Source organism: Bacillus sp. FJAT-27231, from assembly GCF_001183975.1.
Lineage (GTDB): Bacteria > Bacillota > Bacilli > Bacillales > Domibacillaceae > Pseudobacillus > Pseudobacillus wudalianchiensis.
Genome location: NZ_LFZU01000001.1, coordinates 1,914,861 through 1,941,522, shown reverse-complemented (window position 1 = coordinate 1,941,522; position 26,662 = coordinate 1,914,861). Strand labels below are relative to the sequence as shown.

Sequence of the window (26,662 nt, the reverse complement as noted above, 5' to 3'; positions counted from 1 at the left end):
ACACTATTGCAAATTGGCTGAAAATACTAAACTTATATACTTGTTTTTTTATTTTTCGATAATTATAATTTAGTTATCCGTTTTTAAGAACATTAGTACCGAATTTTGAAACCAAAAGAGGTGTTGTCATGAGTGATTGTTTCACTGAAGCCATTATGAAACCTTTAGGGGATTCTGCCCTCATTGTACAGCTTGGCGAAGGTATAAGCCCATCTATTCATCAAAAAGTTCAAGCATTGTCCAAATTGTTAAATACTCATCCATTTGATGGTTTTATTGAGTCTGTACCGGCTTTTAACAATATTACTGTCCATTACAATCCGGTAGTTGTATATCGTACACAAAGGAATAATTATTCCCCTCTTACTCCTTTCCAAATAGTTCGCGCGAAAGTGAGTGAATTGGTTCAGTATGTTGATGAAACGCAAAGCTTGGAGGCAAGAGTAGTTGAGATTCCTGTCCTATATGGCAGAGAATATGGCCCTGATTTGGATTATGTAGCGTCGTATCATCAAATATCAGCCGAAGAAGTCATTCGCCTACATACTCAAAGCGATTGTTTAGTTTACATGTTAGGATTTGCTCCAGGATTTCCCTTCTTAGGAGGAATGGATGAAAGAATTGCCACGCCCCGCAGAGAAACTCCGAGGTTAGCCATTGCGCCCGGTTCAGTCGGAATAGCCGGCAAACAAACAGGTGTGTATCCAGTAGAAACGCCTGGAGGCTGGCAGATTATTGGGCGTACTCCGCTGGATTTATTTCGGCCGGACCTTACGCCGCCGACCTTGCTGCAGGCTGGCGACAAAATTAAATTTGTCCAGATTTCTCCTGAAGAATATCAAGCGTATAAGGAGAAGAAGAAATGACTGTAAAAGTGCTTAATCAAGGACTGTTAACAAGTGTACAAGACTTAGGCAGATACGATTCGCAAAAATATGGTGTCATTGTTAGCGGCGCAATGGATAAATATTCGCTTAGAGTAGCAAATTTACTAGTAGGAAATCCCGAAAATGAAGGCGCTTTAGAAATTACATTATTAGGTACATCCCTTCAATTTGAGAAAGATGCGTTAATAGCTATAACTGGCGGTGATTTACTTGCAACGATTGATGATGAAAAAGCATCAACATGGCGACCTATATTAGTGAGAAAAGGCTCTGTATTACAGTTTCAATCACCATTAAAAGGCTGCCGGGCCTATATCGCTTTCGCCGGAGGGATAGCAGTTCCAGAAGTAATGGGAAGCAAAAGCACATACCTTCGTGCAGAAATCGGCGGATTTAAAGGCAGAGCTTTGCAAAAAGAGGATGTTCTTGAATTCGGTGAAATGAATGAATTCAGCACATCCTTATTTCACAAGTTAGAGGAGAGTAATGAGGATTTTACGTGGGCAGTTAATTATGATGCACTGATCAATTTACAACAAACACAAACGATTCGTGTGATAAGAGGCACTGAGTTTGATCGATTTGATGAAGCAAGTAAAAAAAACCTTTTTAACGAACCGTATACGTTAACGACTCAAGCCGATCGGATGGGATACCGAATGGAAGGTCCCCCACTCTCTTTAGCAAAAGAATTTGAAATGCTGTCTGAAGGTGTTACACAGGGTACGATTCAAGTACCGCCAAACGGACAGCCCATTATTTTGATGGCAGACCGTCAAACAACAGGCGGCTATCCAAAAATCGGCCAAATTATTTCTGCTGATTTACCGAGCATGGCGCAGTTACAGCCGACTGCCAAAATATACTTCAAAGAAGTTTCACTTGAAGAAGCAGAGATGGAATTATTAAAGAAAGAACAAATCATCAATGAAATAAAAATAGGCATTCGTTTTAAAGAACTTTACTGATGAGAGGAAATGACATAATGAAAGTAAACGAATTCAAAGAACTAATTGACTATATTGAGCAGTCTTCTATTGATGTCCTTCAATTAGAAGATAAGGATCTCAAATTATATTTCCAAAAGCACAATGCAGCAAATGTGAAAATAAATATGGAAGGACAAGGGTCTTCAAAAGGCCAAACAATGACAAGAGATGAAATGACGACGGCTTCCGAACAGCTTTCGTTAAATGAAGATAACGACCTTCATCAAATTAAGGCGCCTATGGTTGGAACATTTTATTCACGTTCAAATCCGGATACAGTACCTTTTGTTCAGTTAGGATCAAAGATCAAAAAAAACCAACCCGTTTGCGTGTTAGAAGCGATGAAATTATTTAATGAAGTGGCATCAGATGTGAACGGAGAAATAGTAGAAATCTTAGCTGAAGATGGGCAAATCATTGAATTTGGTCAACCTTTATTTGTGATAAAGGTGAGTGACTAATATGCTAAGGAAAATATTGATCGCCAATCGCGGAGAAATAGCTGTTCGAATTATTAGAGCCTGCAAAGAAATGGAGATACAAACAGTGGCTGTCTATTCGGAGGCCGATAGAGAGGCCCTTCATGTCAAACTGGCAGATGAAGCTTATTGTATAGGCAAGGCTCCATCCAAAGAAAGTTATCTTAACATCGTTAATATTATCAGTGTTGCCACGATCACGGGCGTCGATGGCATCCATCCCGGCTACGGATTCCTAGCTGAAAACGCAGGTTTCGCTGAATTATGTCGGGACTGCCACATCACATTTATTGGCCCTTCCCCAGAATCGATTCAAAAAATGGGAATCAAAGATGTAGCTAGAGAAACAATGAAAGAAGCCGGTGTTCCGATCGTCCCTGGTTCAGATGGAATCATACATGATTATGAAGAAGGCTTACAAGTGGCCGAACAAATAGGCTTTCCAGTGATCATTAAAGCAACAGCCGGCGGTGGCGGAAAAGGAATACGCGTGGCACACGACCAAGAGGAATTAAAAAAAGGAATCGAAGTCACACAACAGGAAGCGGAAACTGCCTTTGGGAATCCAGGCGTTTATTTAGAGAAATTCATCCAAGACTTCCGCCATGTAGAAGTTCAAATTATGGCAGATACACATGGAAACGTGATCCATCTAGGCGAACGCGATTGTACCATTCAACGGAGAATGCAAAAACTAGTAGAAGAAACACCATCGCCCGCTATTTCAGCCGAAACCCGGAAAAAAATGGGGAAAGCGGCTGTTTTGGCGGCAAAAGCCGTTGATTATGTCGGCGCTGGTACTGTCGAGTTTATCTACGATCACAAAGAAGACACCTTTTATTTCATGGAAATGAATACCCGCATTCAAGTAGAACACCCTGTTACTGAAATGGTTACTGGAGTCGATTTGATTAAAGAACAGATTCGAGCAGCTTCCGGATATTCATTGCAGTTCAAACAAGAAGAGATAACGATGACTGGCTGGTCCATTGAATGTCGGATCAATGCTGAAAACCCAGCCAAAAACTTTATGCCTTCACCAGGAGAAGTAAAAAAATATATTTTACCTGGCGGGTTTGGGGTCCGAATCGACTCTGCGGTATATGCAGGGTACAAGATCCCGCCATTTTATGATTCCATGGTGGCAAAATTAATTGTACATGGCCGCACAAGAGACGAAGCCATTGCAAGAATGATTCGTGCCTTAGACGAGTTTGTTGTAGAAGGCGTTTCAACAACGATTCCTTTCCATAAAGCCCTTCTACAAAATGAAGTATTTTTAGGCGGAGACTTTAATACGAACTTTCTCGAAACACATAGTTTAGAGATAACAGAAAAATAAATGGAAAACATCCTCTATTCACTTGTTTTTTAGGAGTAAATAGAGGATGTTTTTTATCTTTTCATATATCCTAGCCGCTCAGAAATTTGTTCGGCTGCCCGCTTTGCTTTTTCTACAAAAACAGGTATATTTTCATTTTGATAATTCGCTTCAATCCCAGCAATACTAATTCCTGCAACAACGTCACCTTTATGATCAAAGATAGGAGCAGCAATGGCAGATGTATGATTTTCTAACTCCGAGTGACTAATCGTATAACCCTCTTTTTGAGCTTGTCTAATGGTCTCATACAGACGTTTCTTATCCGTGATCGTTCCCATTGCAAAAGGCTTTAATTCAGTTGATTCAATATACTGATCAATTTCTATATTGGATAAAAAAGATAAAATAACTCGTGAACAAGCGCCAGCGTATAACGGACTTCTTCTACCGATTGCCGTATATAAGCGAACTTTTTGGTTCGTATCAATTTTTTCAATATACATGGCTTCATGATCTTGCTTCACAATTAGATTAACCGCTTCACCTACGTCATTGTGCAGCTCTTGCATAATAGGATAAGCAATTTGTCGAATATCAAGCCGGGAAGAAACGAGATGACCAAAAGTAAGAAATAACAGACCTAACCGATACTTGGAATCTGCCCCCTTTTCTAGAAATCCCATCTCTTCTAAAGACGTTAGCATGCGGTAAACAGATGTTTTAGGAATGCCGGACAAATCAATGATTTCTTGGAAAGTTAATTGAGCATGATCGATAAATAAATTTAAAATATCCATGGAACGGACAACCGTTTTATTTTTGTTATACATTTCTTTGCTCCTTTATGTCGATATCCACTTTACGCATTTGATAATTAAAAACGTTTGCCAACAGCCTGGGATGTTAAATATGGCTTAATATTATAATAAATATTAAACTTTTAAAAGAGGGTCTACTCTAGATTATAAGAGAGATTATTCCTAAAAATCGAAAAAGGGATTAGAGCCCGCAGACCCCAATTCCCTTCTTACAAACTGAAAATATCTTACTTTTACCTATCAGTATGATTCACAGAGTCTGCGGTTCAAAAAGATGAGAAACCGTCCACTTGCCGCTCCTTCTTCTAGTCTAAATGTTTGGTCCGACCGTCACTCTGGGCAATATCAAGTGAAGTTCATTCATCCACTATTTGGAGTCACTACTGCCGAATCTAAAAATTCAATTCCCCTACATCTAGAGGATGTAGGGGAATTGAATTTCTCTATGAAACTCTCCTATAAATAAAGTGAGGAGATCGCCAATGAACAAAGGAAGAAGTTTAATTGCATTTTCAGTTGGAAGAAAAAAGGATAAAGGGAGCCACCGTGACAACGATATACCTTAAACTATAGCAGTGTGTTTACTTTTTAGTTGATACTTTTTTAGCCCCCATGTATTTTGATTTCCAATACGAGTCATTCATGTTTTGGATAGAGACCCCTTTTTTCACCGTTACAGCAATAAACTTTTGGTTTCCAAGGTAAAGGCCAACAAAACTGACCTCCTTTTTTGTTTTGTTTTTTGTATCGTAAAACACTAGATCTCCTGGCTGCAGTGAAGTCGTTTTGACACCAGCTTTAAACATATCTTTGCTGGTGCGCGGCAGTTTGACACCGAACTTTTTATATACGTGCTGCACGTATCCGGATGCATCAAATCCTTTCACTGTTGTACCGTTCGCTTTATATGGAACACCGAGTAAGCTCTTAGCGTACGTAATGACCTTTGTTTCCTGGCTCTGAGAGACAGCAGCCGTCTGAATCGTTTCAGCAGCTACAGGAATGGCGCCAAAAGCAACAGAGGCAGCGAGAACAGTGGATATAAATACTTTTTTTGTTTTCTTCATCGAGAATCGACTCCTTTAAAATAGTTATACTTGCTACATCTACATAAACGTTCCATCTTGGAAAACGTAACATCGGTTTTCAAAAAAATTGTTTTCTTTTTTTAGTTACATTTTTGCCGCTGATTCGTTTTATGAAATGGAAGAGAAAGAAGGAGCCGGGGGGAGAGTTATGAGTGGCTGATCAATTTGCGGTTATGTATGATCAATATTTTGATGACATGTATCGATATATTTATGTAAAAACCGGAAACAAGTGGGATACGGAAGACATCGTAAGCGAAGCATTCCGCAAAGCATATGAAAGGTTCGATTCTTTGCAGGAAGAAACAAACCATAAGGCATGGCTGATGACCATCGCCCGAAACACGGTCATTGATTATTATCGAAAAAAGAAAAATGTGTTGGTCGGTGAAGACATTGAGTTGTATACTGCGCCAATTCCGTTTGACGATCCGCTTGAGCAAGTCGATGAACTGAACTGCTTAAAAAAATCCCTGCAGCATTTGCCAAGGGAAGAAATGGACATCGTCAACCTGCGCTATTTTGCAGATATGCGCTTTAAAGAGATTGCAGCTGTACTGCAAAAGCCGGATAATTCGATCCGCGTGAAAACTGGACGCATTACCAAAAAAATCGGTCTTCTTATAAAAAAATGTCTGGGGGAAGCATGATGGAAAACGAACAGGTAGAACGCCTTCTTAAGGAAGCACGGAATAAAATACCGGTGAATGAGGAGTTAAAAACAAGTCTTCGAAAATCGCTCATTAAAAAGCGAAGGCCCGTTTGGAAAAAGCCTTGGCTGTATGCCGGGGCAGCTGCCGTCCTACTCTTGGGAGTTTTATTTAACCAACAGCAGATAGAGCATGTCACGGCGCAAGAATTGAATGTAACAAATGCTGTATCGTTTTTTGATATTGGCAGAGGAGACATTACTGCTGTAGCCCATGATCACGGCCAGCTGTACGTATCCATAAAAGGAGAAGGCATCTTTTTATACAAAGAAACTGGTCTTCAAAAACTGGGAGGATCTGAAGCCAGCACGCTTCACTTTGATGCTGACGGAAAAACGCTGCTATATTCCGTGAACGGCAATATCGTGCAGTTGAATATCAAAATGAAAAGAGAAAAAATTATTGTAAAAGGCTCTACTCACATCCACTATGATCAGCCTGTCTGGAAAAATGACAGTGAACTGTATGCAGTAAAACAAGAGGAAGACCGGGAGCAGATTGTCCAAATTTCCTTAAAAACAAAAAAAGAAACTGTAGTGGCAGACGGTTCCAAACCAGTGTTGATGCGGCAAGCCGACCAGCTTGTATATGAAAAAGCCGGTGCCATTATCATGCAGGATTTGCAAACGAACAAACAGCAGCCAATAGATCATGGAACTGATCCATCGGTATCAATGGATGGCCGCTATCTCTCCTACGTAAAAGAAGAAAATGGGATTGATGACGTCTGGATTACCGATGCAGATTTAAAAACAAAAAAGAAAGTAACCGCCAACCCTTCTGTAAAAGCTGACAATAAACAAACAGGTGTATATCAGTACAGTTCACCAGTATGGGACTCTGGGAAGCACCAGCTTTACGTCATGAAGAAACGGACGCTGGATAAAGAAAGCAAACAGGTACAAATCATGAGAATTGAACTGGCCCATGATTCTCTCTCTGCTGAACAGACAGTGGAAAGATATTTGCAGGCACTCATCGTCAGAGACGATGATTATGCCAGAAGCTTAATGGAGAACCCGCCGGAATTTTTAACCTATTCGAACCCGCATCAAACCGGTTACCGCATTCTCAAAACGGAAAAACGGGACGAGGCAGTTTTCATTCAAGCGGAATTGTACCGTGAAGATACGGCCCGGCCGTATTATAGCATCACCGCCTATGAATTCGAGTTGAAGCATGGTGAAAACGGCTATAGTATTCACCGTGCAGCGGAAATGGGGGTAAAAGAATTCACAGCGCTCGATGAGATGAAAGACCTTCAGCTCATCCAGGGGCAAAAGCAGGAACACCTATTTTCACTGGAAGATGTGCCGAAGCAGAAAATAAAGACCAATGCGATTCGGCTCGGTTCACTCCTCTGGAATCAAACAAATGAACAAATTGTATTCAGTGTTCAAGAAATGACGGAAAAAGCAGGCGTGACCATCTGGACGTATAACCCGAAGAGCCGACAGTTTGCTTTTATTGACCGGATTGATTCGATCGGCGGGCAGAAGGGAATTGGCATTGAAGGAATGACCGCCAGCCCGGATGGACGTTATCTTGCGCTCGATCTATTTGCTGAAAATGAGCCTCAAACGACTGTCCTTCTGTATGATCTAAAAAAAGGCAAACGAGTGGCCCAGCTTGATCAGTCCCATTCCCTGTTTTGGCAAGGAGATCGCTTTCTGTTTGAACGGTACCACGGGGATCAGGCCATGCTGTCTTCGAAAAGTTTTTAATCAAAGTACCTTCAGTCAGTTTGACAATTTTTTTGCAATCTGTTCTTTTTTGCTCCTATGCATGGTTTCTTCTCCTGAAAGAATGATGTAGTTATTCCAAAGGACTTGGACCCTAACATAGGAAGGACTCACCTTTTAACGAACCGATAATCTTGTTCTATGAGGTTGTTTAGATATTTTACTTGCCTTATTTGGATGCCTTTGCAGAAGAATCCTTGATAACTGAAGCGTCAAAGACATTGATTTGGTCTCCGACGCTTCTCTTAAAAATGAGTTTGTACTTTCTTACTTTAGTATTCGCCTTATAAAACCTTAACGAGGTTAAATTAATTTCATTGATCTAAAACTATTATTTTTACAATCGATGTTATGGTCCCCTGGACTTGAGTCAATAATTTGGACACAAAAAGGTTAAGTCTTAAGCTGTTCTTCTAGTTTGATCCTCAATGGCTTGAGGTGTTTGATAGTCAATACTGCTGTGAATTCTCTTTCGGTTATACCAGCCTTCTATAAACTGAAATATGGCCAGCTTTGCAGCTAGATAGTCCGTGTATTGCGTATGATAAACTTCTTCTTTCTTTAATATAGCGTGAAATGACTCTATACAGGCATTATCATAAGGACAGCCTTTCTGGCTGAAAGATTGCTTGATTCCTTGTTTTTGAACATGCTGAGTAAACTCACTGCTGGTATATTGTGAGCCAAGATCGGTATGAAGAATTAAGCCCTTTCGGGGCTTTTGAGAAAAACAGGCACTTTGAAGTGCTTCGATCACCAAGTCGGATGTCATAGAACGAGAAAAAGAATAGCCAACGATTTTTTTCGAATGCAGATCCAATACAGAGGCCAAATAGCACCAGCCATCTCTTACCGTAGGGATATAGGTAATATCCGCCACCCATTTTTCATTGATTGTGCAGGTAGAGAAGTCTCGCTTTAAAAGGTTGTCCAGCTGCACGACCTTTTCCTTTGAGGGATAGGGACGATACTTCTTCTTGGTAATCGAACGGATGCCGGCCTTTTTCATTAGGCGCTGGACGCGCTTTAGGCTTAGGAAAAACCCTCTGTTTAATAAGGTTTTATGAATTTTTGGAGCGCCATAACGAGCCTTACTTTCCAGGTGAATCCGTCGGATTTCCTTCGTGAGTTCCCGGTTTTCTATTGCACGCTTTGAAGTTGTTTTTTCAAGGGAATCATAGTAGCTGCTTCTTGGCACGGCCAGCACTTCGCACATTTTCTGGATAGGATATTGATCTTTGTGTTCCTCGATAAAATCGTTAAGCTCTGCTTCGGTTACTTTTTCGCGAATATGGCCATAGCCTTTTTTAAGATTTCTACTTCCTGTTTTAACCGAAGGTTTTCTTTCTGAATATCCGCTAACTCTTTCGGTGTTAGGGCCTCTTTCTCCGAACTGATGGGGGTAAAGTCTTTCACCCATTTATAAATCGTTACTTCTGATACGCCATATTCGCTGCTTAATTCTTTAACTGAGCTACCGGAATGATATAAATCCACAATTGTTTTCTTAAAGTCATCATTATATTTTTTACCTGCAGGCTTACGTTCCAATTCGGACACATCCTCTCAAAATAATTGTAAGGACTTAATTAAACTGTGTCCATGAAACTATACTAACTCCAAGCCAGCAGTCTACTGTTGACTCTAACTTTTCTTACTAAACAAAAATACCCTTTAATTAAGTAACAAATTTTTATCATTCATAGTAATTTGGAATTTAATGATTACTCCGAAGTCTTACATAGCTACATGTGTGTTATATACCTTTTTGAATTTCGTGTAACTTATGATTCTCCATAACCCAACATACACAAACAGGGAAATGATAGATAGAGCATTTAACGTCAAAACATCAATGCCTGGTAAAAAGTAATTAACTAATCGTCGGATAATAAATACTGAGATTAAAGCAATCACAAAACCAATGCTCTTTTTTGCATATATTTTCCCATCCTCTCGAATCTCATAACCAGTTGTATAAATCAATGGAGCAGATAGGATTATACCAAATATCACAGAAACCACAATTTCTATTGAAGTCATGTGTACAGAAGGTTGTATCACCACAGAGAAGGCAGGTGACATATAAAGCATTGGTAACAAAATTCGCAAACCAGAACCTTTAATCGGGCGGACCATCGCTCTTGTTCGCCTCCAAAGTATCAATCCAAAAATAACAAGTGAAATTGCGTACATTCCATATTGCATGTTTATTATTCACTCCATCTCGTCTACTTCAATTGTAATCGAACATCTAAATTGATAATTAAGACTATCTTATAAATTTACAGAACTTAATAGAACTTAAAGTAATCTTCCTTTAAATACTCCCATTAATTTAGTCTATTCTTCTCATTAGATTTTTGATCTACATACTAAATATTCAATGAACAAGGGTATAAATCCTCTTTCCATCTATACCCCTTTGTACATTTCCTTATTAATCTATCTTGCCCCGTTAGTTAAAGAAGTATTTTTAAACAACTTTATTGTTACTTAACAAACCGTCAGTTTTTTTGTGCTGTTTGTTCTTTTATGTAATAATCTTTGATTCTTAAATCCCTTTTCTTCTATATTTTTTGAATACGCGAGGCCTAATGCCACTTTACCCGCGGCTACGTTATTCACACGCAATCGCATAACTACTCCATCGACCATCTCCCGAATCACCGGGACGATTTCTTCTTCGATATAGTAATCTCTCTATACAGATACATCCATTGACCTTTTACTTTGATATATGTTTCATCGATTCTCCGGTAGTCAGTTGTTGGCTTAAGATGACGTCGTACTCTTTCATCTAATTCCGGTCCATATTGATGAACCGAACGCATAATCGTTGTGTGGACCATCGATAAGCCACGTTCTTCCATTATCTCCACTAAATGACGAAAGCTCAAGTTGTACCATAGGTACCATCTTACTGTTTGTAAAATAATATCATGATGATAATGTTTCCACTTGAATAAATGTTGCTTTTTAATACTGATCATTCACCTTTTTTAGAGTAATAGTATCAGCATGTCCAAGATTTAGAGATTACCTGCAATTGTTTTGAAGTTTTTGTACCAGAACCCAAAGTATGTCCCGGAAGGGCAATTGTTTAGATAACGCAGTTATGGAGAATTTCTTTGGTTTATTAAAGTCTGAATTGCTTTACCTCAAGGAGTTTGAGAGCGTGGAGCATTTTAAACTTGAATTAGAAAAGTATATACATTATTACAATCACAAACGAATTAAGGCAAAATTAAAAGGCATGAGTCCGATTCAATATCGGACTCATGCTCAGGAAGCTGCCTAAATTCGTGTTTAACTTTTTGGGTTCAGATCAAAAGGACTGGCTCTTTGTTTTCTTTATAAAAAGTTATTATGCATTATTGGCCGATAAACTGGTTGTAAATAAAGATTATGTTAAATATCCCTCCCGAGTTCCAAAACAAGTTAAAACAAGTGTGGTGTTTGATTATATACTATTCCCAATTTCTTGTGTCTTTTATAATCAACTGATTAAGGATTCTCACATCCTTCAGTGCCTTTTAAAAGTTCTGTAATCCAGTGTACCGATGACTATTACTGAGCTATGGCTAGAAAAAAACACACAGCTTGTTAAATATAAAAAGGGGTGGGATTGGAAAACCACTTTTTATTCGATTTCTTTTCCCCTTTTATTGGTCAGATTTTCAATGTCTGTTATAAGTAGTCTCTTCAATAATAAATACGATTTTTCTTAGATGGAGGTTCTTAATCAACAGTAAGAGTAAAAAGGAGAAGGCATTTCTTCTTCCTTTCATATTATAAGTTCAACCGGATATTTCCAGTTGAACATTTTTTTAGCTATAAGAAAAAACGCCGCAGCAATCATCCTCAACCATCACAATAAATGTATCCCCCCACTTTATGAATATTCCAACCATTTAAAAAAACATTAAAGAATATTCCCCTCCTATTTTTGGAACAATACAATTGATTGTATTAACGATTAAGGAGGTTAATTAGAAATGGATAATCAAAAATTAGCTGATCATGAGTCATTGGATTTACACGAAATTATTAATTTTAAAACCCTTTGCTTAGCGAAATCAAAACTAATGCAAGGACTGGTATTTGATAATGATTTAAGATCATTAATGCAAAAAGATGTTGAACAATCCATTCAAGCGCTTGGAGAATTACAGGCAGTTTATCAACGCGCACCTTTTGAAGCTCCTGTTCCTCAAAACCGGCCAACACCAATAGTAAATTGAAAAGGAGGCAAATTCATTGAATAATGATTATTTAGACCCTATAAACTCGCTACACGTACCAGAGCTAGCAGATACCACATTTGCGATGGATTTACTTCTTCGTGCCAAAGAAGGTGTCCGCAATATTGCTGTAGCATTAACGGAGTCCGCATCACCTGATGTTAGAACCCTCTTGCGAAACCAGTTAATGCAAGGGATTGCCATGCACCAAGAAATTACAGAACTAATGATTAATAAAAAATGGTTCCATCCATACGAACTAAGTGAACAGTATAAACTAGATCAACTCTCTGCCAACAATACATTGATGATTGGCAAAATGAATCTATTTCCTGTTGAGACCAATAGAAAAGGTATGTTTGACCAGACACCTGATGATCACTAACACTGGAGGCTGTAACCAATGAAGGCAGTAACGTATCAAGGTATTAAAAATGTTGTAGTCAAAGACGTCCCAGATCCAAAGATTGAAAAACCAGATGACATGATTATTAAAGTGACGAGTACAGCTATATGTGGGTCTGATTTACATTTAATCCATGGAATGATTCCTAACCTGCAAGAAAACTATGTTATTGGTCATGAACCAGTGGGAATCGTCGAAGAAGTTGGTCCAGGTGTTACTAAACTAAAAAAGGGAGATCGAGTAATTATTCCCTTTAATATAGCATGCGGGGAATGCATTTATTGTAAAAACCATTTGGAAAGCCAATGTGATAATTCTAATGATAATGGTGATATGGGAGCGTATTTCGGATATTCGGGAACAACTGGCGGTTATCCAGGCGGGCAAGCTGAATATTTGAGAGTGCCGTTTGCCAACTTTACTCATTTCAAAATCCCTGAGACCTGTGAAGAACCTGATGAAAAGTTATCAGTTATTGCTGATGCGATGACCACGGGTTTTTGGAGTGTTGACAATGCAGGCGTAAAGGCCGGAGATACAGTTATTGTATTCGGCTGCGGTCCAGTTGGTCTTTTTGCTCAAAAATTTTGTTGGTTAAAAGGTGCAAAGCGTGTGATTGCCGTAGATTATGTAGACTATCGTTTACAACACGCCAAACGTACCAACAAAGTTGAAATTGTAAATTTCGAACACTTTGAAAATGTGGGAATGCATTTGAAAGAAATGACGAAGGGCGGCGCTGATGTTGTCATTGATGCAGTTGGTATGGACGGTAAAATGACTGATATGGAGTTCCTTGCGAGCGGAATGAAGCTTCAAGGGGGAGCATTAAGTGCGTTTATAATGGCTTCACAAGCAGTGCGTAAAGGCGGGACAATTCAAGTTACAGGCGTTTACGGCGGCAGATATAATGGTTTCCCTCTTGGAGATATTATGCAGCGAAATATTAATATCCGCTCCGGTCAAGCCCCTGTCATCCACTATATGCCATACATGTTTGAATTGGTAACGACTGGTAAGATTGACCCAGGCGATGTAGTAAGTCATGTACTTCCTCTTAGTGATGCAAAACATGGCTATGAGATTTTTGATACAAAAATGGATGAATGTATTAAAGTCGTGTTGAAACCTTAAGGAAGGAGGTATGAAAAAATGAACTACGCCTTGCATGAAGTTCTTGAGGTCCATGAGATGGCTGCATTTAAGACTAATTGTCTGACTAAGTCTAAAACGATGAAAGCGTTAGTTACAGATCAGCGATTAAAAGATATTATGCAGCAAGACATTGATTTATCTACGGTACAATTACAAGAATATGCTTCTATCCTTACCAACGCTAAGCAGTAAATTAGGAGGTGAATGAACATGAATCCAATCATTGAAAATTTAACTGGCATGGACGCACTATCGGATCAAGTGGTTGCAATGGATCTACTCATTTCAGCTAAAAGTGGAATTAGAAATTATGCCATGGCAATTACGGAGGCAGGAACACCGGAAATTAAAGAAATGCTCACTCGCCATTTAGTGGAAGCTCTTGATATGCATGAAGAAATATCCACATATATGGAAGAAAAAGGATGGTATCATGCTTGGGATACAAACGAGCAGATCAGTTTGGATTTAAATAATATCAATACAGCATTGAACTTACCGACATTATAAAAAATTTCCAGGAACAGTTTAACACTCACCAAGTAAACTGTTCCTATTAAACCATTTTGAGTTTATTTGACAGAAGTAAATAAAGTTAATACTTCTTGCTTACTCGTGTTTGTTTTACTCTATATAATGAAACCGATTAATTGACTATTTTTATTATGAAAAGGTCGGAGCAGGAAATTCATCAATTTTGATACGGAGTAAACTATAAGGTTTCTGTCGTAAGTCTTTTCCATAATGAAATCTAGGCTGTCGATGTAATTGGTTCACAATGACATACAAATATTGATCCGGACCAATTGAAAAAGTATCCGGCCACAAAATTCTCGGATCATGGGCGATAGTTTCCATTATGCCAGTTGGCAATATCTTACGGATACTGTTGTTTTCATAATCTCCAGCATAAACAGTTCCCTTTGCGTCGGTGACCATTCCATCAGATGCACCTTTTTCTCCCCAATACCCCACATGATAAGGTAAATCCATGTCCGGTCTCGTTCTGTCTCTCAGGGCTTCTGTTGAAATCGAGAACAAATGACGACTGGTTAGTGGAGCAAAATATAATATCTTTCCATCGGGAGAAATCGCAAGACTATCAGATGCCAATCTAAATGGAGAAGTTGAACCATCTTTGTTTCGATTCATTAAAATTTGACCTTCTACTTTCGGTAAAAAATAGGGATCGGGTGAAGTTGAATTTGCCCCATTTAACCGTCTAAACGCGTTTCCATTTGATAAATCTACGACGATAATAGCTCCTGGTCCTCTTGAAGAAGAATCCGTTATATAGGCATAACCTGCTCTTCCAACACGAAAATCAAAACGGACATCATTTAGATAAGTTGTAGGCAAGATAACATCTTCTGTAAAGGTATATACTTTTCTTATTGTATTGGTTTCTAAATCAACAGCGACTAATTTTGCCCCCCCTTTAATAGGTTCAGAAAAATTGGGTGCCGCTGTATCTAATATCCAAAGCGTTCCCCTTCCATCAGCAACTACACTTTGAACACTGATGAAAGTCTTTTTAATGTTCTCAGGGTTAACCAAATTGGTTTGTAAATTAGGATAAGGCTGCAATTTATTCTCAACAATTTCCGCCACCGTAAATTTAACATCGTCTCCCCATTTCGGAAAACAAATGAAGATACGACCAGTTTCTGAAACAGTAACACCTGTAGGCATAGCCCCATAAAATGCATAAACTAGTTCTAAATTACCGAAATATTTTTCACTAGGTAACATAGGTTTCATATTATCCTCCTCAAGCATTCAAACGGGATATCTCCTATATATGATTTATATTTTTTCCAATGCATGTTTCTTAATAAGTTTTTCTATACGAAAAGATGATTGAATTAATTGTTTTTGAAATTTAATAAGTCTGTCAGAAGAGAGGAAACATTTTAATTTAAAACGTTAAGCTGTTATAAGTAAAAATCGCGAAAATTATTTTCTTTTTAAACTTTGTGAAGAAATGTACTTAAGCTAACCTGCCCCGTTCGTATTATAAGGTTAATCAGAATGCTAAATATTTCTGGTTGACCTTATTTATTTTGGTCTTATTATATCAATAGCCAGGGTAGAACGTACCTGCTCGTGGGGCTTTATTCCCGTCAGCTAAACGGTTCGCCCCCTACTTGTAGAAATATGATTGAGACTGGTTGGTACTTAGATCTCGTATAACAAGCGAAGCTGTGATACTGCATGGAGGATTAGGGGTTACCGGCAAATTACTAATCTAGGAGGAGATTTTAGAATGAATCCAGTCATTGGTCTGGACGTTTCGAAAGGGGAAAGTCAAGTTCAGGCATTTTTAGATAATGCAAACCAACCATAAGAGTCGACTGTCATGACATGAGGTTTAGAAACATGAAAAGACCACAAAGCTTTCTTGAAGAAGCGCTTTGCAGCCTTGTGATCTCTTGTTTTACTGAGATAAAAATCAATCGTGTTTCCTTCAAAATCCACTGCACGATACAGATACATCCATTGACCTTTTACTTTGATATATGTTTCATCTGAATAAATGTTGCTTTTTTCATACTGATCACTCATCTTTTTTAGAGTAATAGTATCAGTATGTCCAAGATTTAGAGATTACTTGCAATTGTTTTGAAGTTTTTGCGCCAGAACTTTATATTTTATTTACAAATAAATGGATTCTTCCAACAAAACAGCATCCATGTTAAAAAAGATATAACTTACCATGGATGATTAGAAAAAGTTCCTTGGGCTCATTTATGAACAAGTTTCTAAAATTTTTTAAAACGATGTCACATCTATTCGCCCTTTGTCGTCTTGAGTTATGAAATAACTTTAGGAGGTTATCTTATGACTCAAAAATGGGATATTGTTATTGTTGGTGGTGGATTAGCAGGCTATGTTGCAGCTAATTATTTAACTAAAACCAATTTATCTATATTACTAGTAGAAAAAGGAAAAAAGATTGGCGGCAGGGCTAGAACAAACAAGATGAATCAACAGTATTTGAATCTAGGTCCGCACGCCCTTTATAAAAAAGGAAAAGCCAAGTCTATTCTCGAAGAATTAGGTATTAGTCTTAATGGAAAATCACCCAAATTAGGCGGTATATTAATTGAAAACAATATCAAATATGCTGCCCCGCTTTCTCCTTTGGAACTTTTTACAACAAGTCTTTTGAATGGGAAAGAACGTATGGAATGGATCGCGGTTTTGTTGAAAGTGATGAGTATAAATCCTGAAAAGTTAGCAGAGCAAACATTCCAACAATGGGTTACACAAGTAGCCAACTCTAAAAAAGTTAAGTCATTACTATATATACTTGGCAGACTTGCAACATATTGTCATGCTCCTGAAATGGTGAGCGCCAAAGTAATAGTATCGAATATGAAAAATGCTATGGGAGGCGTCCTTTATCTAGATGGCGGCTGGCAAACGATCATTGACCAACTTCACAATAAAGCAATCATCTTGGGTGTTCAGGTTCAATCACATACTCTTGTTAAACAAATTGATCCCGTTGAACAGGATCAATTTAAATTAATCCTGTCTAATGACGAGGAAATTCACGCGAAGTATGTAATTTGTACAACTGGCCCTCATGAACTTAATGAAATGTTAAACGAAAAGGTTAATCTTTATCAAAACAGCTTTTTTACCCAGATAACAGCTGTAAGAGGTGCAACGTTAGATCTTGCTTTAACAAAACTTCCTAACCCAAGGAGATTGTTCGCCATGGGCATCACGGATCCCCTCTATTATTCTGTGCATTCAAATTATGCCCGCCTTTCTGATGATACAAATAGTGCAGTTCTTCATGTATTTAAATATCATCATCCAGATGATCACATTGATGGAACAAGTATTAAAAACGAGCTTGAACAATTCTTAGATAAGCTGCAGCCAGGATGGCAGCAATATGTGATTACAAGACGTTTTATCCCTAATATTACAGTGAACCAGCGCTTACCCCAAATAGGAGATGAGCAAAAGCTACAGCGTTCTAAAACAGAAATTCCGGGATTATATATAGCAGGAGATTGGGCTTCCCCTAACTTCATTTTGGCAGATGGCGCAGTCAGCAGTGGAAAACAAGCAGCTGAAGAGATCATTTTAAACGAGAAGAGGAAAAATAGTGCAAATTACGAAAGAAGATTACCGCCTATTTAAACCATTGTTGTTTTCAATAGGTTATCGGATGTTAGGTTCAGTAGTGGAAGCAGAAGATATTGTCCAAGAAACTTTTCTAAGAGCTTACCAAATAAGTGAGGAAAACATAAAGATTAAGAAAGCATATCTCTGTAAGATGATGACGAACCTCTGTCTGGATGTATTAAAGTCTGCACGGTACAGACGAGAACATTATGTGGGACCATGGAATCCCGAGCCATTATTAATAGAAAGATTACAGGCCTTTGATCCATCTGAGATGCTTATACAAAAAGAAGGATTAAGTATTGCCTATTTACGAATGATGGAGCATTTGGCACCAGATGAACGAGCAACCCTCCTTTTAAGAGAGGTATTTGATTTCTCTTACTCAGAGATCGCTGACATCATTGAAAAGAAAGAAGAAAACTGCAGAAAAATTTTTAGCAGGGCTAAGCAAAAGATCTCACGTGTGGAGGGTGAAAGCTTAAACTATGAGAAGAATAAGTTAATCATTAATCGCTTTATAGAAGCATTTCAAATGCAAAATACGGATGCCTTATTAGAACTTATATCAGAAAATGTCACACTATTTTCTGATGGCGGTGGAAAAGTCACAGCTGCTGTACGTCCAATCGTATCCTTCTCCAACGTTTTAGCCTTATTATACGGAGTCATAAAAAAGGCCCCTGAAGACTTTTATGTTGAGGTTAAAAATGTCAATTGTCAACCAGCAGTCGTGATATACATGAATGATAAGATTCAAAGTATCCTTAGCTTTTATATTAATAATGAAAAAATAGTCGAAATGTATATAACAATGAACCCAGATAAATTACCTATTCCTTAAAAGCTTTAGAGATAGAGGGAGAAGAGATCATGCTTGGCAGCAGTTTTTTATCGGGATTCAATAGAATACATCTGATCTACAAGTTAAGGGTTTCCAACTGTTAAAAACTTATATCTAATTATTCAAAACAAAACTGTCCCTAAAAGGCAATTAATGAGACCCTTTAGGGACAACCGCTTTTCTTCCTTTTCTAGTAGAAAAACCTCATTTACTTATGGTACGGTTCGCCATATCCATTCTAAGTGCGGTTAATATTCCTCTATTCTTAACAGATAAGCCTTTTTGTCCCAATCTCATTTCTTATAATCGCTTTTTAACTGTCATCTCTCTTAATTTCCGTTACTACGTTCATCATGTATTTAAAACTTTGTAAACGTTCGTAAATAATATTGGGAGTTTTTCGGACGTTGAAATCCATTTTTTAAAATAAAAACATCCCGTCCGTAAAAGTGTACTTTCGCGAACGACCATATATTGAGGATAATCCTGTGGCCTAGAACAGCTACCCTGTCACTAGACCAAATAGGAATATTCTATACTTTTCTATTTGCCAAGTAAAAAATCCCCTTCGAATTAGAAAAGGGATTTTTTACTTGATATTTCAGTTAAACGGTCCAGATAAATGTATGAACAATCGTGATAATAATTGCCCCAACGATGTAAGAAAGAATAATTACTGGTAATGACCAGCGGATCCAAATCGTCCAAGGAATCTTAGCGATTGCTAATGACGCCATTAAAACACCAGATGTCGGCGTAATGGCATTCGAAATACCGTCTCCCAATTGAAAGGCTAATACCGCAGTTTGGCGACTCACTTCCGTTAAATCGGATAACGGTGTCATGATTGGCATTGTTAATGCTGCCTGACCGCTTCCTGATGGAACCAAGAAGTTAAGCAGACTCTGAAATATATACATTCCCATTGCCGTAAAAGTTGTCGGCAGCTGACTCACGAGATTGGATGCAGTATATAGTATGGTATCAATGGTATTACTTTCTTCCAAAACAACAAGTATTCCATATGCAAAACCAACGACTAAAGCTCCGACAATAAGCTCCTTACAACCATCAATAAAGCCTTCTGCAATTTGATTGACACGTAGCTTTCCAACAAAACCGGCGATAATCCCCATAATTAAGAAGAGGGAGGCTATCTCCACAATGTACCAACCGAAATAAATTACTCCAATTGCCAGAATAATAATGGTGACCAGTAATAATCCAATTATAATACCCTGTCTGACAGTCAACTTTGTATATTTCTGATTTAAAGAATCATCAAAGTTTCTTTTCTTATCAATCTTATACATTAAGCTTTTTTCCGGGTTCTTTTTCACTTTTTTGGCATACATCATTACAAAAGCTACACTAAAAGCTACAAAGATAACCCACATAACAAATCGGACACCCATCCCAGAGAAGGTTGGAAGCTCTGCAATTCCTTGCGCAACCCCAATGGTAAATGGATTCATAAACGATGCTGTAAAGCCGGCACAAGAACCAATGATAACCATCCCGGCTCCGACTAAAGAGTCGAAACCCAATTTCATTGCTAGAGGTACTAAAATCATAATAAATGGAATCGTCTCTTCTGACATTCCAAATGTCCCGCCACCTAAAGCAAAGAGTGTCATAACTACCGGAATCAGATAAATTTCCCTATCTGCCATCTTCATTGATAAATTGGCCAGTCCTGTTTCAATGGCTTTTGTTGCATTTAAAATTCCAAAAGCTCCACCGACAATAAAAATAAAGAAAATAATATCTGCACTTTGCGTCATACCTTTATGAATGGTTTGGAAGACCTCAAAAAAACCGGTCGGGCTGCCTTCCGCTTCATGGAATGTATTATTGATAACAACCGTTCTTTCTGTGCCATCCACTACTTTTACTTCCCGCTCATATTCTCCAGCCGGAATAAAGTATGTTAATAAAGCTGTAATAACAATTAGCCCAAACATGAGAACAAAGACATTTGGAAATTCCCATTTTTTCTTTTTTGAATTTTTTGTGTTTTCGTCTGCTATTTTCAAAACGCCGCTCATGATAACATCCCCTTTCCTCTATTCTAAAAGGACCTTTCTAAATTAAATAAAAACAGGCAGTTTACTACTTTTATAAGTGTGTGTTCAAAAAGAGTGATAAAAAAGGACCCGTCTGCTAAAATTGCAACGACCCAGGACTGCGATTACTCGCCCAATCGAAAACATTTGTTGCAACGCCGATACTAGCATGCCCTATGCGGCGAAAGTTGGAAGTAGCGCAAGGCAAGCTCCCGGTAGCAGAGCGTATGCAGTTAATACATGAGCAAACGTTCTTGCACGCAGAAAAAGTGTTTTTCTTTTCCAAAGAACTCAAAAGCAAGCTAACAAACTTTTCACAGGATGTGATGATTTCTACATCCGCCAAAGGAGGTGGGCGATCTTAGTAGAAATTCTTTTCCTTATGCGTTATTTTTATTGCACTTTTTGAACAACCTCGATAAAGAAATAAACTACCTGTTAGGATGGAATTATTTTAATTACCGATTTTCAAATTCTTCTTTTATCGCATGTAGTAAATCCTTGTTGACGATAATGTCATATCCAGTATGTGCCAGTGCTAATACAGCGTCATGAATAGCTGCTTCTCCATCTGGCGTTATTGTTTTATCAGCAAATTCCTTTGTATGGAAAACAAGCCCAGGTTCATTCATACCGACATAAGGATGAATAGCCGGAACAACCTGACTGACATTTCCCATATCTGCAGACCCTGTTGCCGGTACCGCTGGATAGACCGGATTGACACTATACGCTTTTAAATGCTTTGTAAATGTATCAGACAAAGCCTGATTTGTAATCATATTATCGTAGCTCAGCTCATAGTTGGAAACCTCCAGAGAAGCTCCCGTCATGGAAGACGCTCCCTCAGCAATGTTTTTCACTTTTGCCACCACTTCATCTACCATTTTCCGTTCATTGGCACGAATATAAAATTGTGCTGTAGCTGCTGCTGGCACAATCCCTGCAACCTCTCCACCTTTTGTAATGATTCCATGCATTTTTACATCATCCGGAACATGCTGACGAAGCGCATTTATTCCGTTAAATAATTGAATGACTGCATCTAATGCATTAATTCCCTTTTCAGGAGATGCCGCTGCATGTGCCGCTTTTCCTGTAAAATCAAACTGGAGCGCATCCATCGCAAGCATTGGACCACTTTCTGAAGATACATCTGCGCCATGTACCATCATGGCAACATCAATATCATCAAACGTTCCCAGCTCACTCATCGGTACTTTTGCACCATTTGTTTCCTCTGCTGGGGTCCCCAAGACTACTACCTTTCCACCGATTTCTTCTATATGCTGACGAAGAATAACTCCTGCGCCGACAGCAAACGTAGCAATTAAATTATGACCACAGCCATGACCAATTACCGGCAACGCATCGTATTCTGCCAAATAAGCAATAGTTGGACCCGGCTTGCTACTTGAAAACTCCGCTCGAAAAGCAGTTGGACGATCAACAATCCCTGTCTCTACTTCAAAATCATAGGAGCGTAAATAATCAACCAGTAACTTCATTGATTCATACTCTTGATCTCCTAATTCCGGATTTTCGTATAATTGATTGCTAATTCGAATGAGTTCATCTTGGATCGCTTCATAATTTTTTTCTAAAGACATATACTAATGTTCCCCCCAATTGTAAATTTCAATTTACCGAAAATGTATTTATATGTATTCTAATGTGATATTATAAGTTTTTTGAATTATAACATAGTTTCATAGGGAATGGTAATCGTCGACCCAAAAGTTGAACCCCCTCTCGTTAGGACGAGTATGTTTCTTTGAAACGGTAACTGTCCTCATTCTTCAGAAATCAGTATATCTAGTGTGTAATTCGATCTAACAAGGCAACCTTCATTTGATCGTCATGAAAAACTTCGTTCCAGCGGCTGAATTCTCTATTACTAGTGATAATCATGCTCCCTCGCTCGTAACGGGCGGAAAAGAATTGAAACATCAATTCAGCTGCACGGGGATGATAGGGAATGTAGCCAAGTTCATCGACCATGACAAGGTCTGCGTTCATTCGGCAAAAGCCCGAGGGCAATGGATAAATGCGTTTTGCCAGTACCAAGCTGCCCACAAATAAGACGTTCCTTTTCTCTTGGACATAGTGACCGTCAGCCACCTTCGAGAAGACGCCGTTTGGGGACAAAAGGAGCTTCTTCAAACTGGAAACTGAGCTTTTTTCTTAAGGATTCTTTCTTAGCCCCCTTTCAGCGACTTCTACGGATAGTAAATGAAATAGAAAAGCTTTATGACTGATCTGCTGTTCGTTTACTTCCCGTACATACGTATCCAATTGGGCACATATGGTGGGAAGCCGAATTCTTTTTAAATAGTCATCCACCTGCTTTGCACCCCGTCCTAATTACGAGTTCGAAGAAGAGTCAGACCATTTTGAAAAATGCTCGATTAATCTATTGTATAGTTTCAACGGACTGGGACAGTCCTAGCTTTTATCCCTTTAAACAAATAAACTGACATATTTTAAGATCATTTGTCGAAATCGTTCCAATATATTTCAAAATCCAGTGTAGTTTTTTCTAATGTTTGTTTTATTTATAAATAAATTAAAAAGGAATATAGTGCATAAAACCCCATTTTTTTATGCAGCCACCAGGCTGATTGGAAGGCCGGAAACCTTGTTAAATCAGCAATGTATAAAATTGTGTATAGAGAAGAACAAGAGACAAAAAGAAAACCCCTTGATGGATAAAGGGGATAATTGTATAGAAGCTTCCCCCTTGTTGTGGCGTTATGTGAACTAAGGGTGTATGGAGTATTCATTAAGTTCTTTGGGATCTTCTTCAACTAACAAATCAGGTTAGTTCAACAGCTGATAACACTAATAAGCCAGCGAAAACTACGTTTTACGTGGTAATATAGTAAAAATGTAACTACTCAAACCTTTTGAGAGAGGCGATTAAAATGAAGGTAGAGATAAACTACTTTCCTCCTGAAAAAATAATAACTACACCAGGACCGGAATTGACTTATCCATTTGATATAGAAGGAAAGATTAAATATATCGTAGACTTTTCTTGTTATATTGATGGTAATTATACAGATGTCCATGAAGAATTCTTTTGCAGCTGGATGGAAAATCCAGATTACTACCCTATTTATTCACTTGCGGAAATCTATGATTTTCAACAAGCAGAGTACGAAGAGCTGTTTAAGATGCAAAATATAGAGTTCAATTATATGAAGGGAAGTCGTAAAGACACGTTCTTTGTAAAGGCAATTATTCATAGCCCGCAGCAATTCAAAGAATACTATCCTTATTTGTATGGAAATGGGAGCATGTTAAATTTATCATTATGGTCCTTAAAACAGGATATATTTAGGATAGAGGAGAGGGAACATGAGTCACCTCATCCTGTAAAAAAGACTAAAAACAACCGAACTAGACTGGTTAAGCTAAAATGGATGGCCAATACCCCAGTACCAACTTTAACTGAAAATTCCACTATGTTTTGGGTAGGGCATGATGGTGATTATATTACCGCGTTCTCAAATGATGAACGTTTTTCAACTATAGGCTCTCTTCAAAAAATAATGCCAGAAAAGGTTGAGCTGATGACTGATGATTATGAGCGGGATTAGTGTTTTCTCCCGTTCCATATTGTCGTTGAACTAACGGGGACTTTAATTAAAAGGTTAAAAGTTTCTTTTTAATGCCGATAATTGTGGGGTTATGTCAAGTAAACGTGTATAGACGATGCACATGTTATGCAGCCCCTACACGACTAATCAGCTGTCTTCTTAAAATAAGAAGGAAACGAAAAAACGACTGTCTCGTATTGATTGTTTTTTAAAGTTCAGAGAATACAAAGGTTTTAGGCTAATTACTATTGGGAACAATAAAAAGAAACAACAAGAGCTTCATTGACTCGATACCTTTAAAAAGAAAACTGTTCCAGCATATCGGGATAGTTTTCTTTTTAGCATAAAATAGTTCTGAATTTTCAAAAAATATACGTTGTAGTCAATAAAACCTTAGCATGAAAGAAGGCGCGACTATGATTAAATTAGGAGATAAAGTGAAATACAAAGGAGAAATTTATGAGGTGATACATCTTTACGACACCGGAATGATGGAAATCAAAAAGGAAAATTCGTACATTGTGGAATTGGTGACAGAGTCGCAAATTGAATTTGATAAGGTTTAGCTTTCCTTCCTGTCGCCTTGTGTCAACTGCGGGTGAATAGAATATACAACCTTAGTATCCGACATAATATACTTGAATGATAAAGTTGTATTGAGGGAGGACTCTAATGAAACCAAATCTATTGCAATTACTTGCAGTTACAGAACGTTTTGAACGACAGGGTATCTCCTATGCTTTAGGAGGGAGTGGCTTGTTGTACAGTTTAGGTTTGACTGACACTATCCGAGATTGGGATATGACAACAGATGCTCCTAAGGAACTGGTTTTAGGAGTTTTGGACTCATTACATGTAGAAGAAATTGAGAGCGGCGTGTTTCCTTTTGCAAGCCATTATAAATTATTAGTTCATCAAAACAATCCGCAGGTTGAAGTAATTGGACATTTCTCTATTGTCACTGAGAAAGGGATTTGTAACCTTCCTATTCTGCCTTTCCGAAATTGGAAAGGGATTCAAGTAGCAAGTCCTGAAGTTTGGTACACTGCCTATGCTTTGATGGGTAGAACAGCAAAAGCCAACATACTTTGGTCATTCCTAAATAGTAACGGAGCAAATCGTGTTGCCATTCAAACCTTACTTCGACTTCCGCTTTCGAGCATGATGTAAATTAACTAGGAGATGTTGTGATGATTAATGAATGTCTAGATAATGACCCTATCTATATCCTAGAAGATTTTACGTGCTGTGAAGAAGGCATAGAATTTGAATGGGAAAAATCTAGAGATTTTCACGTTGGGGATCGAGTATTTTTCATAGATGCTTTTAAGGACCCAGATAGTACTTTTTCTCAAGATCATCTTTCTTGGATGATTAAGTTTAAAACAGAAGATAACAAAATTTATAACGCATGCCAATTATATTTCGTACATGAGGATTTATGGGAAGGTTTAAAGGCGTTTTTTACCAAAAAGTAACTATCATTAATCGAACGTCATGCAAATTAAGAAATTTCCTTAATAGGCACAAAAAAGCATCAGGCTAGTCTACATGAAACTGGCCAGATGCTTTTTTTATCATTTACGCGCCTTAGAGGATTCGAACCTCTGACCGACAGCTTAGAAGGCTGTTGCTCTACCAATTGAGCTACACCAGCTTATTATGAAACAAAAAATGGAGGATGACGGGATCGAACCGCCGACCCCCTGCTTGTAAGGCAGGTGCTCTCCCAGCTGAGCTAATCCTCCAAATGGTGACCCCTACGGGATTCGAACCCGTGTTACCGCCGTGAAAGGGCGGTGTCTTAACCGCTTGACCAAGGGGCCGATTATGTAAAGTAAACAAAATAAAAACCCCTTAGGGGTTTTGCCTGGCAGCGTCCTACTCTCACAGGGGGAATCCCCCAACTACCATCGGCGCTGAAGAGCTTAACTTCCGTGTTCGGGATGGGAACGGGTGTGGCCTCTTCGCTATCGCCACCAGACTGTATAAAGATGAAAGAGTTTGTTCTTTCAAAACTGGATAATAAGTATTGTAACCGCAACAACCTGCCATAGGTGTTTACTTGTGCACTCGAAAGTGCGTATATTTTTTAGGATAAGTCCTCGATCGATTAGTATTCGTCAGCTCCACGTGTCGCCACGCTTCCACCCCTATCCTAT

The 26,662-nt window shown here is 38.4% G+C and carries 27 protein-coding genes, 3 tRNA genes, 1 rRNA gene and 4 pseudogenes; 19 read left to right on the top strand and 16 right to left on the bottom strand.

What is annotated here, in order from left to right; translation table 11 throughout:
- Positions 1-128 precede the first annotated feature (128 nt).
- Genes pxpB through accC form a run of 4 tightly spaced genes read left to right on the top strand, consistent with a single transcriptional unit; the run spans position 129 to position 3,697 of the window.
- A complete protein-coding gene (gene pxpB / locus AC623_RS09035) occupies positions 129-866 on the top strand; it encodes a 5-oxoprolinase subunit PxpB (RefSeq protein WP_049662144.1) in 738 nt (245 codons plus the stop codon).
- Entirely contained in the window at positions 863-1,855 is a 993-nt protein-coding gene (locus AC623_RS09030; RefSeq protein ID WP_049662143.1) for a biotin-dependent carboxyltransferase family protein, read from the top strand. The genes pxpB and AC623_RS09030 overlap by 4 nt, the downstream gene beginning before the upstream one ends.
- Before the next feature lie 17 nt (positions 1,856-1,872).
- The gene (gene accB / locus AC623_RS09025) at positions 1,873-2,337 is read left to right on the top strand and encodes an acetyl-CoA carboxylase biotin carboxyl carrier protein (protein WP_049662142.1); all 465 of its coding nucleotides are present in this window, start codon (positions 1,873-1,875) and stop codon (positions 2,335-2,337) included.
- 1 nt (position 2,338) lies between these two features.
- Positions 2,339-3,697 (top strand): acetyl-CoA carboxylase biotin carboxylase subunit, encoded by a 1,359-nt coding sequence (gene accC, locus AC623_RS09020; RefSeq protein WP_049662141.1) that lies wholly within the window; start codon positions 2,339-2,341, stop codon positions 3,695-3,697.
- Positions 3,698-3,750: 53 nt separating this feature from the next.
- Here accC and AC623_RS09015 read toward each other — a convergent pair whose 3' ends face one another.
- Together AC623_RS09015 and AC623_RS09010 are read right to left on the bottom strand one after the other, a co-directional pair.
- The gene (locus tag AC623_RS09015; RefSeq protein WP_049662140.1) at positions 3,751-4,509 is read right to left on the bottom strand and encodes an IclR family transcriptional regulator; all 759 of its coding nucleotides are present in this window, start codon (positions 4,507-4,509) and stop codon (positions 3,751-3,753) included.
- Between the two features lie 569 nt (positions 4,510-5,078).
- Positions 5,079-5,564, bottom strand: a complete 486-nt coding sequence (locus tag AC623_RS09010) for a C40 family peptidase (RefSeq protein WP_053104106.1) — start codon at positions 5,562-5,564, stop codon at positions 5,079-5,081.
- A gap of 173 nt (positions 5,565-5,737) precedes the next feature.
- Between AC623_RS09010 and AC623_RS09005 the strand changes: the two genes are divergently transcribed.
- On the top strand, positions 5,738-6,235 hold the full coding sequence (locus AC623_RS09005; protein ID WP_049662139.1) for an RNA polymerase sigma factor: 498 nt from the start codon (positions 5,738-5,740) through the stop codon (positions 6,233-6,235).
- The gene (locus AC623_RS09000; protein WP_049662138.1) at positions 6,235-8,019 is read left to right on the top strand and encodes a hypothetical protein; all 1,785 of its coding nucleotides are present in this window, start codon (positions 6,235-6,237) and stop codon (positions 8,017-8,019) included. Before AC623_RS09005 ends, AC623_RS09000 begins: the two co-directional genes overlap by 1 nt.
- Positions 8,020-8,034: 15 nt before the next feature.
- Here AC623_RS09000 and AC623_RS21435 read toward each other — a convergent pair.
- From AC623_RS21435 to AC623_RS08980, 5 genes and pseudogenes are all read right to left on the bottom strand, one after another.
- A pseudogene (locus tag AC623_RS21435) lies at positions 8,035-8,219 on the bottom strand (IS6 family transposase); the annotation flags it as partial.
- 218 nt (positions 8,220-8,437) lie between these two features.
- Positions 8,438-9,588 (bottom strand): IS3 family transposase gene (locus AC623_RS08995; protein WP_156187015.1). Its coding sequence is split into 2 segments (ribosomal slippage): positions 8,438-9,351 and positions 9,351-9,588, totalling 1,152 coding nucleotides; the frame shifts between segments, so codons are not numbered across the junction.
- Between the two features lie 186 nt (positions 9,589-9,774).
- Positions 9,775-10,176, bottom strand: a complete 402-nt coding sequence (locus tag AC623_RS08985) for a CcdC protein domain-containing protein (protein WP_231603426.1) — start codon at positions 10,174-10,176, stop codon at positions 9,775-9,777.
- Between the two features lie 357 nt (positions 10,177-10,533).
- Entirely contained in the window at positions 10,534-10,695 is a 162-nt protein-coding gene (locus AC623_RS22290) for a hypothetical protein (RefSeq protein WP_442853531.1), read from the bottom strand.
- A 38-nt stretch (positions 10,696-10,733) separates the two neighbouring features.
- A pseudogene (locus AC623_RS08980) lies at positions 10,734-11,021 on the bottom strand (IS6 family transposase); the annotation flags it as partial.
- A gap of 89 nt (positions 11,022-11,110) precedes the next feature.
- Between AC623_RS08980 and AC623_RS21030 the strand changes: the two are divergent.
- The 7 genes and pseudogenes from AC623_RS21030 to AC623_RS08945 all read left to right on the top strand — a co-directional run.
- Positions 11,111-11,338: pseudogene (locus AC623_RS21030) on the top strand (transposase); the annotation flags it as partial.
- A complete protein-coding gene (locus AC623_RS22285; RefSeq protein ID WP_442853530.1) occupies positions 11,319-11,588 on the top strand; it encodes a CBO0543 family protein in 270 nt (89 codons plus the stop codon). The pseudogene AC623_RS21030 and the gene AC623_RS22285, both read left to right, overlap by 20 nt.
- Positions 11,589-12,035: 447 nt before the next feature.
- On the top strand, positions 12,036-12,281 hold the full coding sequence (locus tag AC623_RS08965; protein ID WP_049662132.1) for a hypothetical protein: 246 nt from the start codon (positions 12,036-12,038) through the stop codon (positions 12,279-12,281).
- Between the two features lie 16 nt (positions 12,282-12,297).
- Complete coding sequence (locus AC623_RS08960) at positions 12,298-12,666, top strand: spore coat protein (RefSeq protein WP_049662131.1); 369 nt, start codon at positions 12,298-12,300, stop codon at positions 12,664-12,666.
- An 18-nt stretch (positions 12,667-12,684) separates the two neighbouring features.
- A complete protein-coding gene (locus AC623_RS08955; RefSeq protein ID WP_049662130.1) occupies positions 12,685-13,821 on the top strand; it encodes a zinc-dependent alcohol dehydrogenase in 1,137 nt (378 codons plus the stop codon).
- 18 nt (positions 13,822-13,839) lie between these two features.
- Complete coding sequence (locus AC623_RS08950) at positions 13,840-14,034, top strand: hypothetical protein (RefSeq protein WP_049662129.1); 195 nt, start codon at positions 13,840-13,842, stop codon at positions 14,032-14,034.
- Between the two features lie 18 nt (positions 14,035-14,052).
- On the top strand, positions 14,053-14,352 hold the full coding sequence (locus AC623_RS08945) for a spore coat protein (protein WP_049662128.1): 300 nt from the start codon (positions 14,053-14,055) through the stop codon (positions 14,350-14,352).
- Between the two features lie 153 nt (positions 14,353-14,505).
- On the opposite strand, the gene AC623_RS08940 is transcribed toward AC623_RS08945, so the two are convergent.
- Both AC623_RS08940 and AC623_RS08935 read right to left on the bottom strand, forming a co-directional pair.
- Positions 14,506-15,603 (bottom strand): L-dopachrome tautomerase-related protein, encoded by a 1,098-nt coding sequence (locus AC623_RS08940; RefSeq protein ID WP_049662127.1) that lies wholly within the window; start codon positions 15,601-15,603, stop codon positions 14,506-14,508.
- Positions 15,604-16,191: 588 nt separating this feature from the next.
- Positions 16,192-16,371: pseudogene (locus AC623_RS08935) on the bottom strand (DDE-type integrase/transposase/recombinase); the annotation flags it as partial.
- Positions 16,372-16,683: 312 nt separating this feature from the next.
- Between AC623_RS08935 and AC623_RS08930 the strand changes: the two are divergent.
- Together AC623_RS08930 and AC623_RS08925 are read left to right on the top strand one after the other, a co-directional pair.
- Positions 16,684-18,003: a phytoene desaturase family protein gene (locus AC623_RS08930; RefSeq protein ID WP_049662125.1), complete on the top strand. Its 1,320-nt coding sequence runs from the start codon at positions 16,684-16,686 to the stop codon at positions 18,001-18,003.
- Positions 17,969-18,832, top strand: coding sequence for an RNA polymerase sigma-70 factor (locus tag AC623_RS08925; RefSeq protein ID WP_082174370.1), 864 nt, complete (start codon positions 17,969-17,971; stop codon positions 18,830-18,832). Before AC623_RS08930 ends, AC623_RS08925 begins: the two co-directional genes overlap by 35 nt.
- Positions 18,833-19,437: 605 nt before the next feature.
- Here the strand turns inward: AC623_RS08925 and AC623_RS08920 are convergent.
- From AC623_RS08920 to AC623_RS21910, 3 genes are all read right to left on the bottom strand, one after another.
- Complete coding sequence (locus tag AC623_RS08920; protein ID WP_049662124.1) at positions 19,438-20,880, bottom strand: YfcC family protein; 1,443 nt, start codon at positions 20,878-20,880, stop codon at positions 19,438-19,440.
- 476 nt (positions 20,881-21,356) lie between these two features.
- Positions 21,357-22,508, bottom strand: coding sequence for a M20 family metallopeptidase (locus tag AC623_RS08915; protein ID WP_049662123.1), 1,152 nt, complete (start codon positions 22,506-22,508; stop codon positions 21,357-21,359).
- Between the two features lie 205 nt (positions 22,509-22,713).
- Complete coding sequence (locus AC623_RS21910; protein WP_231603424.1) at positions 22,714-22,974, bottom strand: ATP-binding protein; 261 nt, start codon at positions 22,972-22,974, stop codon at positions 22,714-22,716.
- A gap of 848 nt (positions 22,975-23,822) precedes the next feature.
- On the opposite strand from AC623_RS21910, the gene AC623_RS08905 reads away from it, so the two are divergent.
- The 4 genes from AC623_RS08905 to AC623_RS08895 all read left to right on the top strand — a co-directional run bounded on the left by AC623_RS08905 (position 23,823) and on the right by AC623_RS08895 (position 25,978).
- Positions 23,823-24,500: a hypothetical protein gene (locus AC623_RS08905; protein WP_049662122.1), complete on the top strand. Its 678-nt coding sequence runs from the start codon at positions 23,823-23,825 to the stop codon at positions 24,498-24,500.
- A 416-nt stretch (positions 24,501-24,916) separates the two neighbouring features.
- Positions 24,917-25,066, top strand: a complete 150-nt coding sequence (locus AC623_RS21430) for a hypothetical protein (protein ID WP_156187014.1) — start codon at positions 24,917-24,919, stop codon at positions 25,064-25,066.
- A gap of 106 nt (positions 25,067-25,172) precedes the next feature.
- Positions 25,173-25,670 carry a hypothetical protein gene (locus AC623_RS08900; RefSeq protein WP_049662121.1) on the top strand — a complete coding sequence of 166 codons (498 nt, stop codon included), beginning with the start codon at positions 25,173-25,175 and terminating at the stop codon, positions 25,668-25,670.
- Positions 25,671-25,690: 20 nt separating this feature from the next.
- Entirely contained in the window at positions 25,691-25,978 is a 288-nt protein-coding gene (locus tag AC623_RS08895; protein ID WP_049662120.1) for a hypothetical protein, read from the top strand.
- Positions 25,979-26,087: 109 nt separating this feature from the next.
- Here AC623_RS08895 and AC623_RS08890 read toward each other — a convergent pair.
- The 4 genes from AC623_RS08890 to rrf form a co-directional block, all read right to left on the bottom strand.
- Positions 26,088-26,149, bottom strand: a tRNA-Arg gene (locus AC623_RS08890).
- A gap of 26 nt (positions 26,150-26,175) precedes the next feature.
- Positions 26,176-26,248: transfer RNA gene (locus tag AC623_RS08885), tRNA-Val, on the bottom strand.
- 3 nt (positions 26,249-26,251) lie between these two features.
- A tRNA-Glu gene (locus tag AC623_RS08880) sits at positions 26,252-26,326 on the bottom strand.
- Between the two features lie 42 nt (positions 26,327-26,368).
- Positions 26,369-26,484: ribosomal RNA gene (rrf, locus tag AC623_RS08875) — 5S ribosomal RNA — on the bottom strand.
- Positions 26,485-26,662 lie beyond the last annotated feature (178 nt).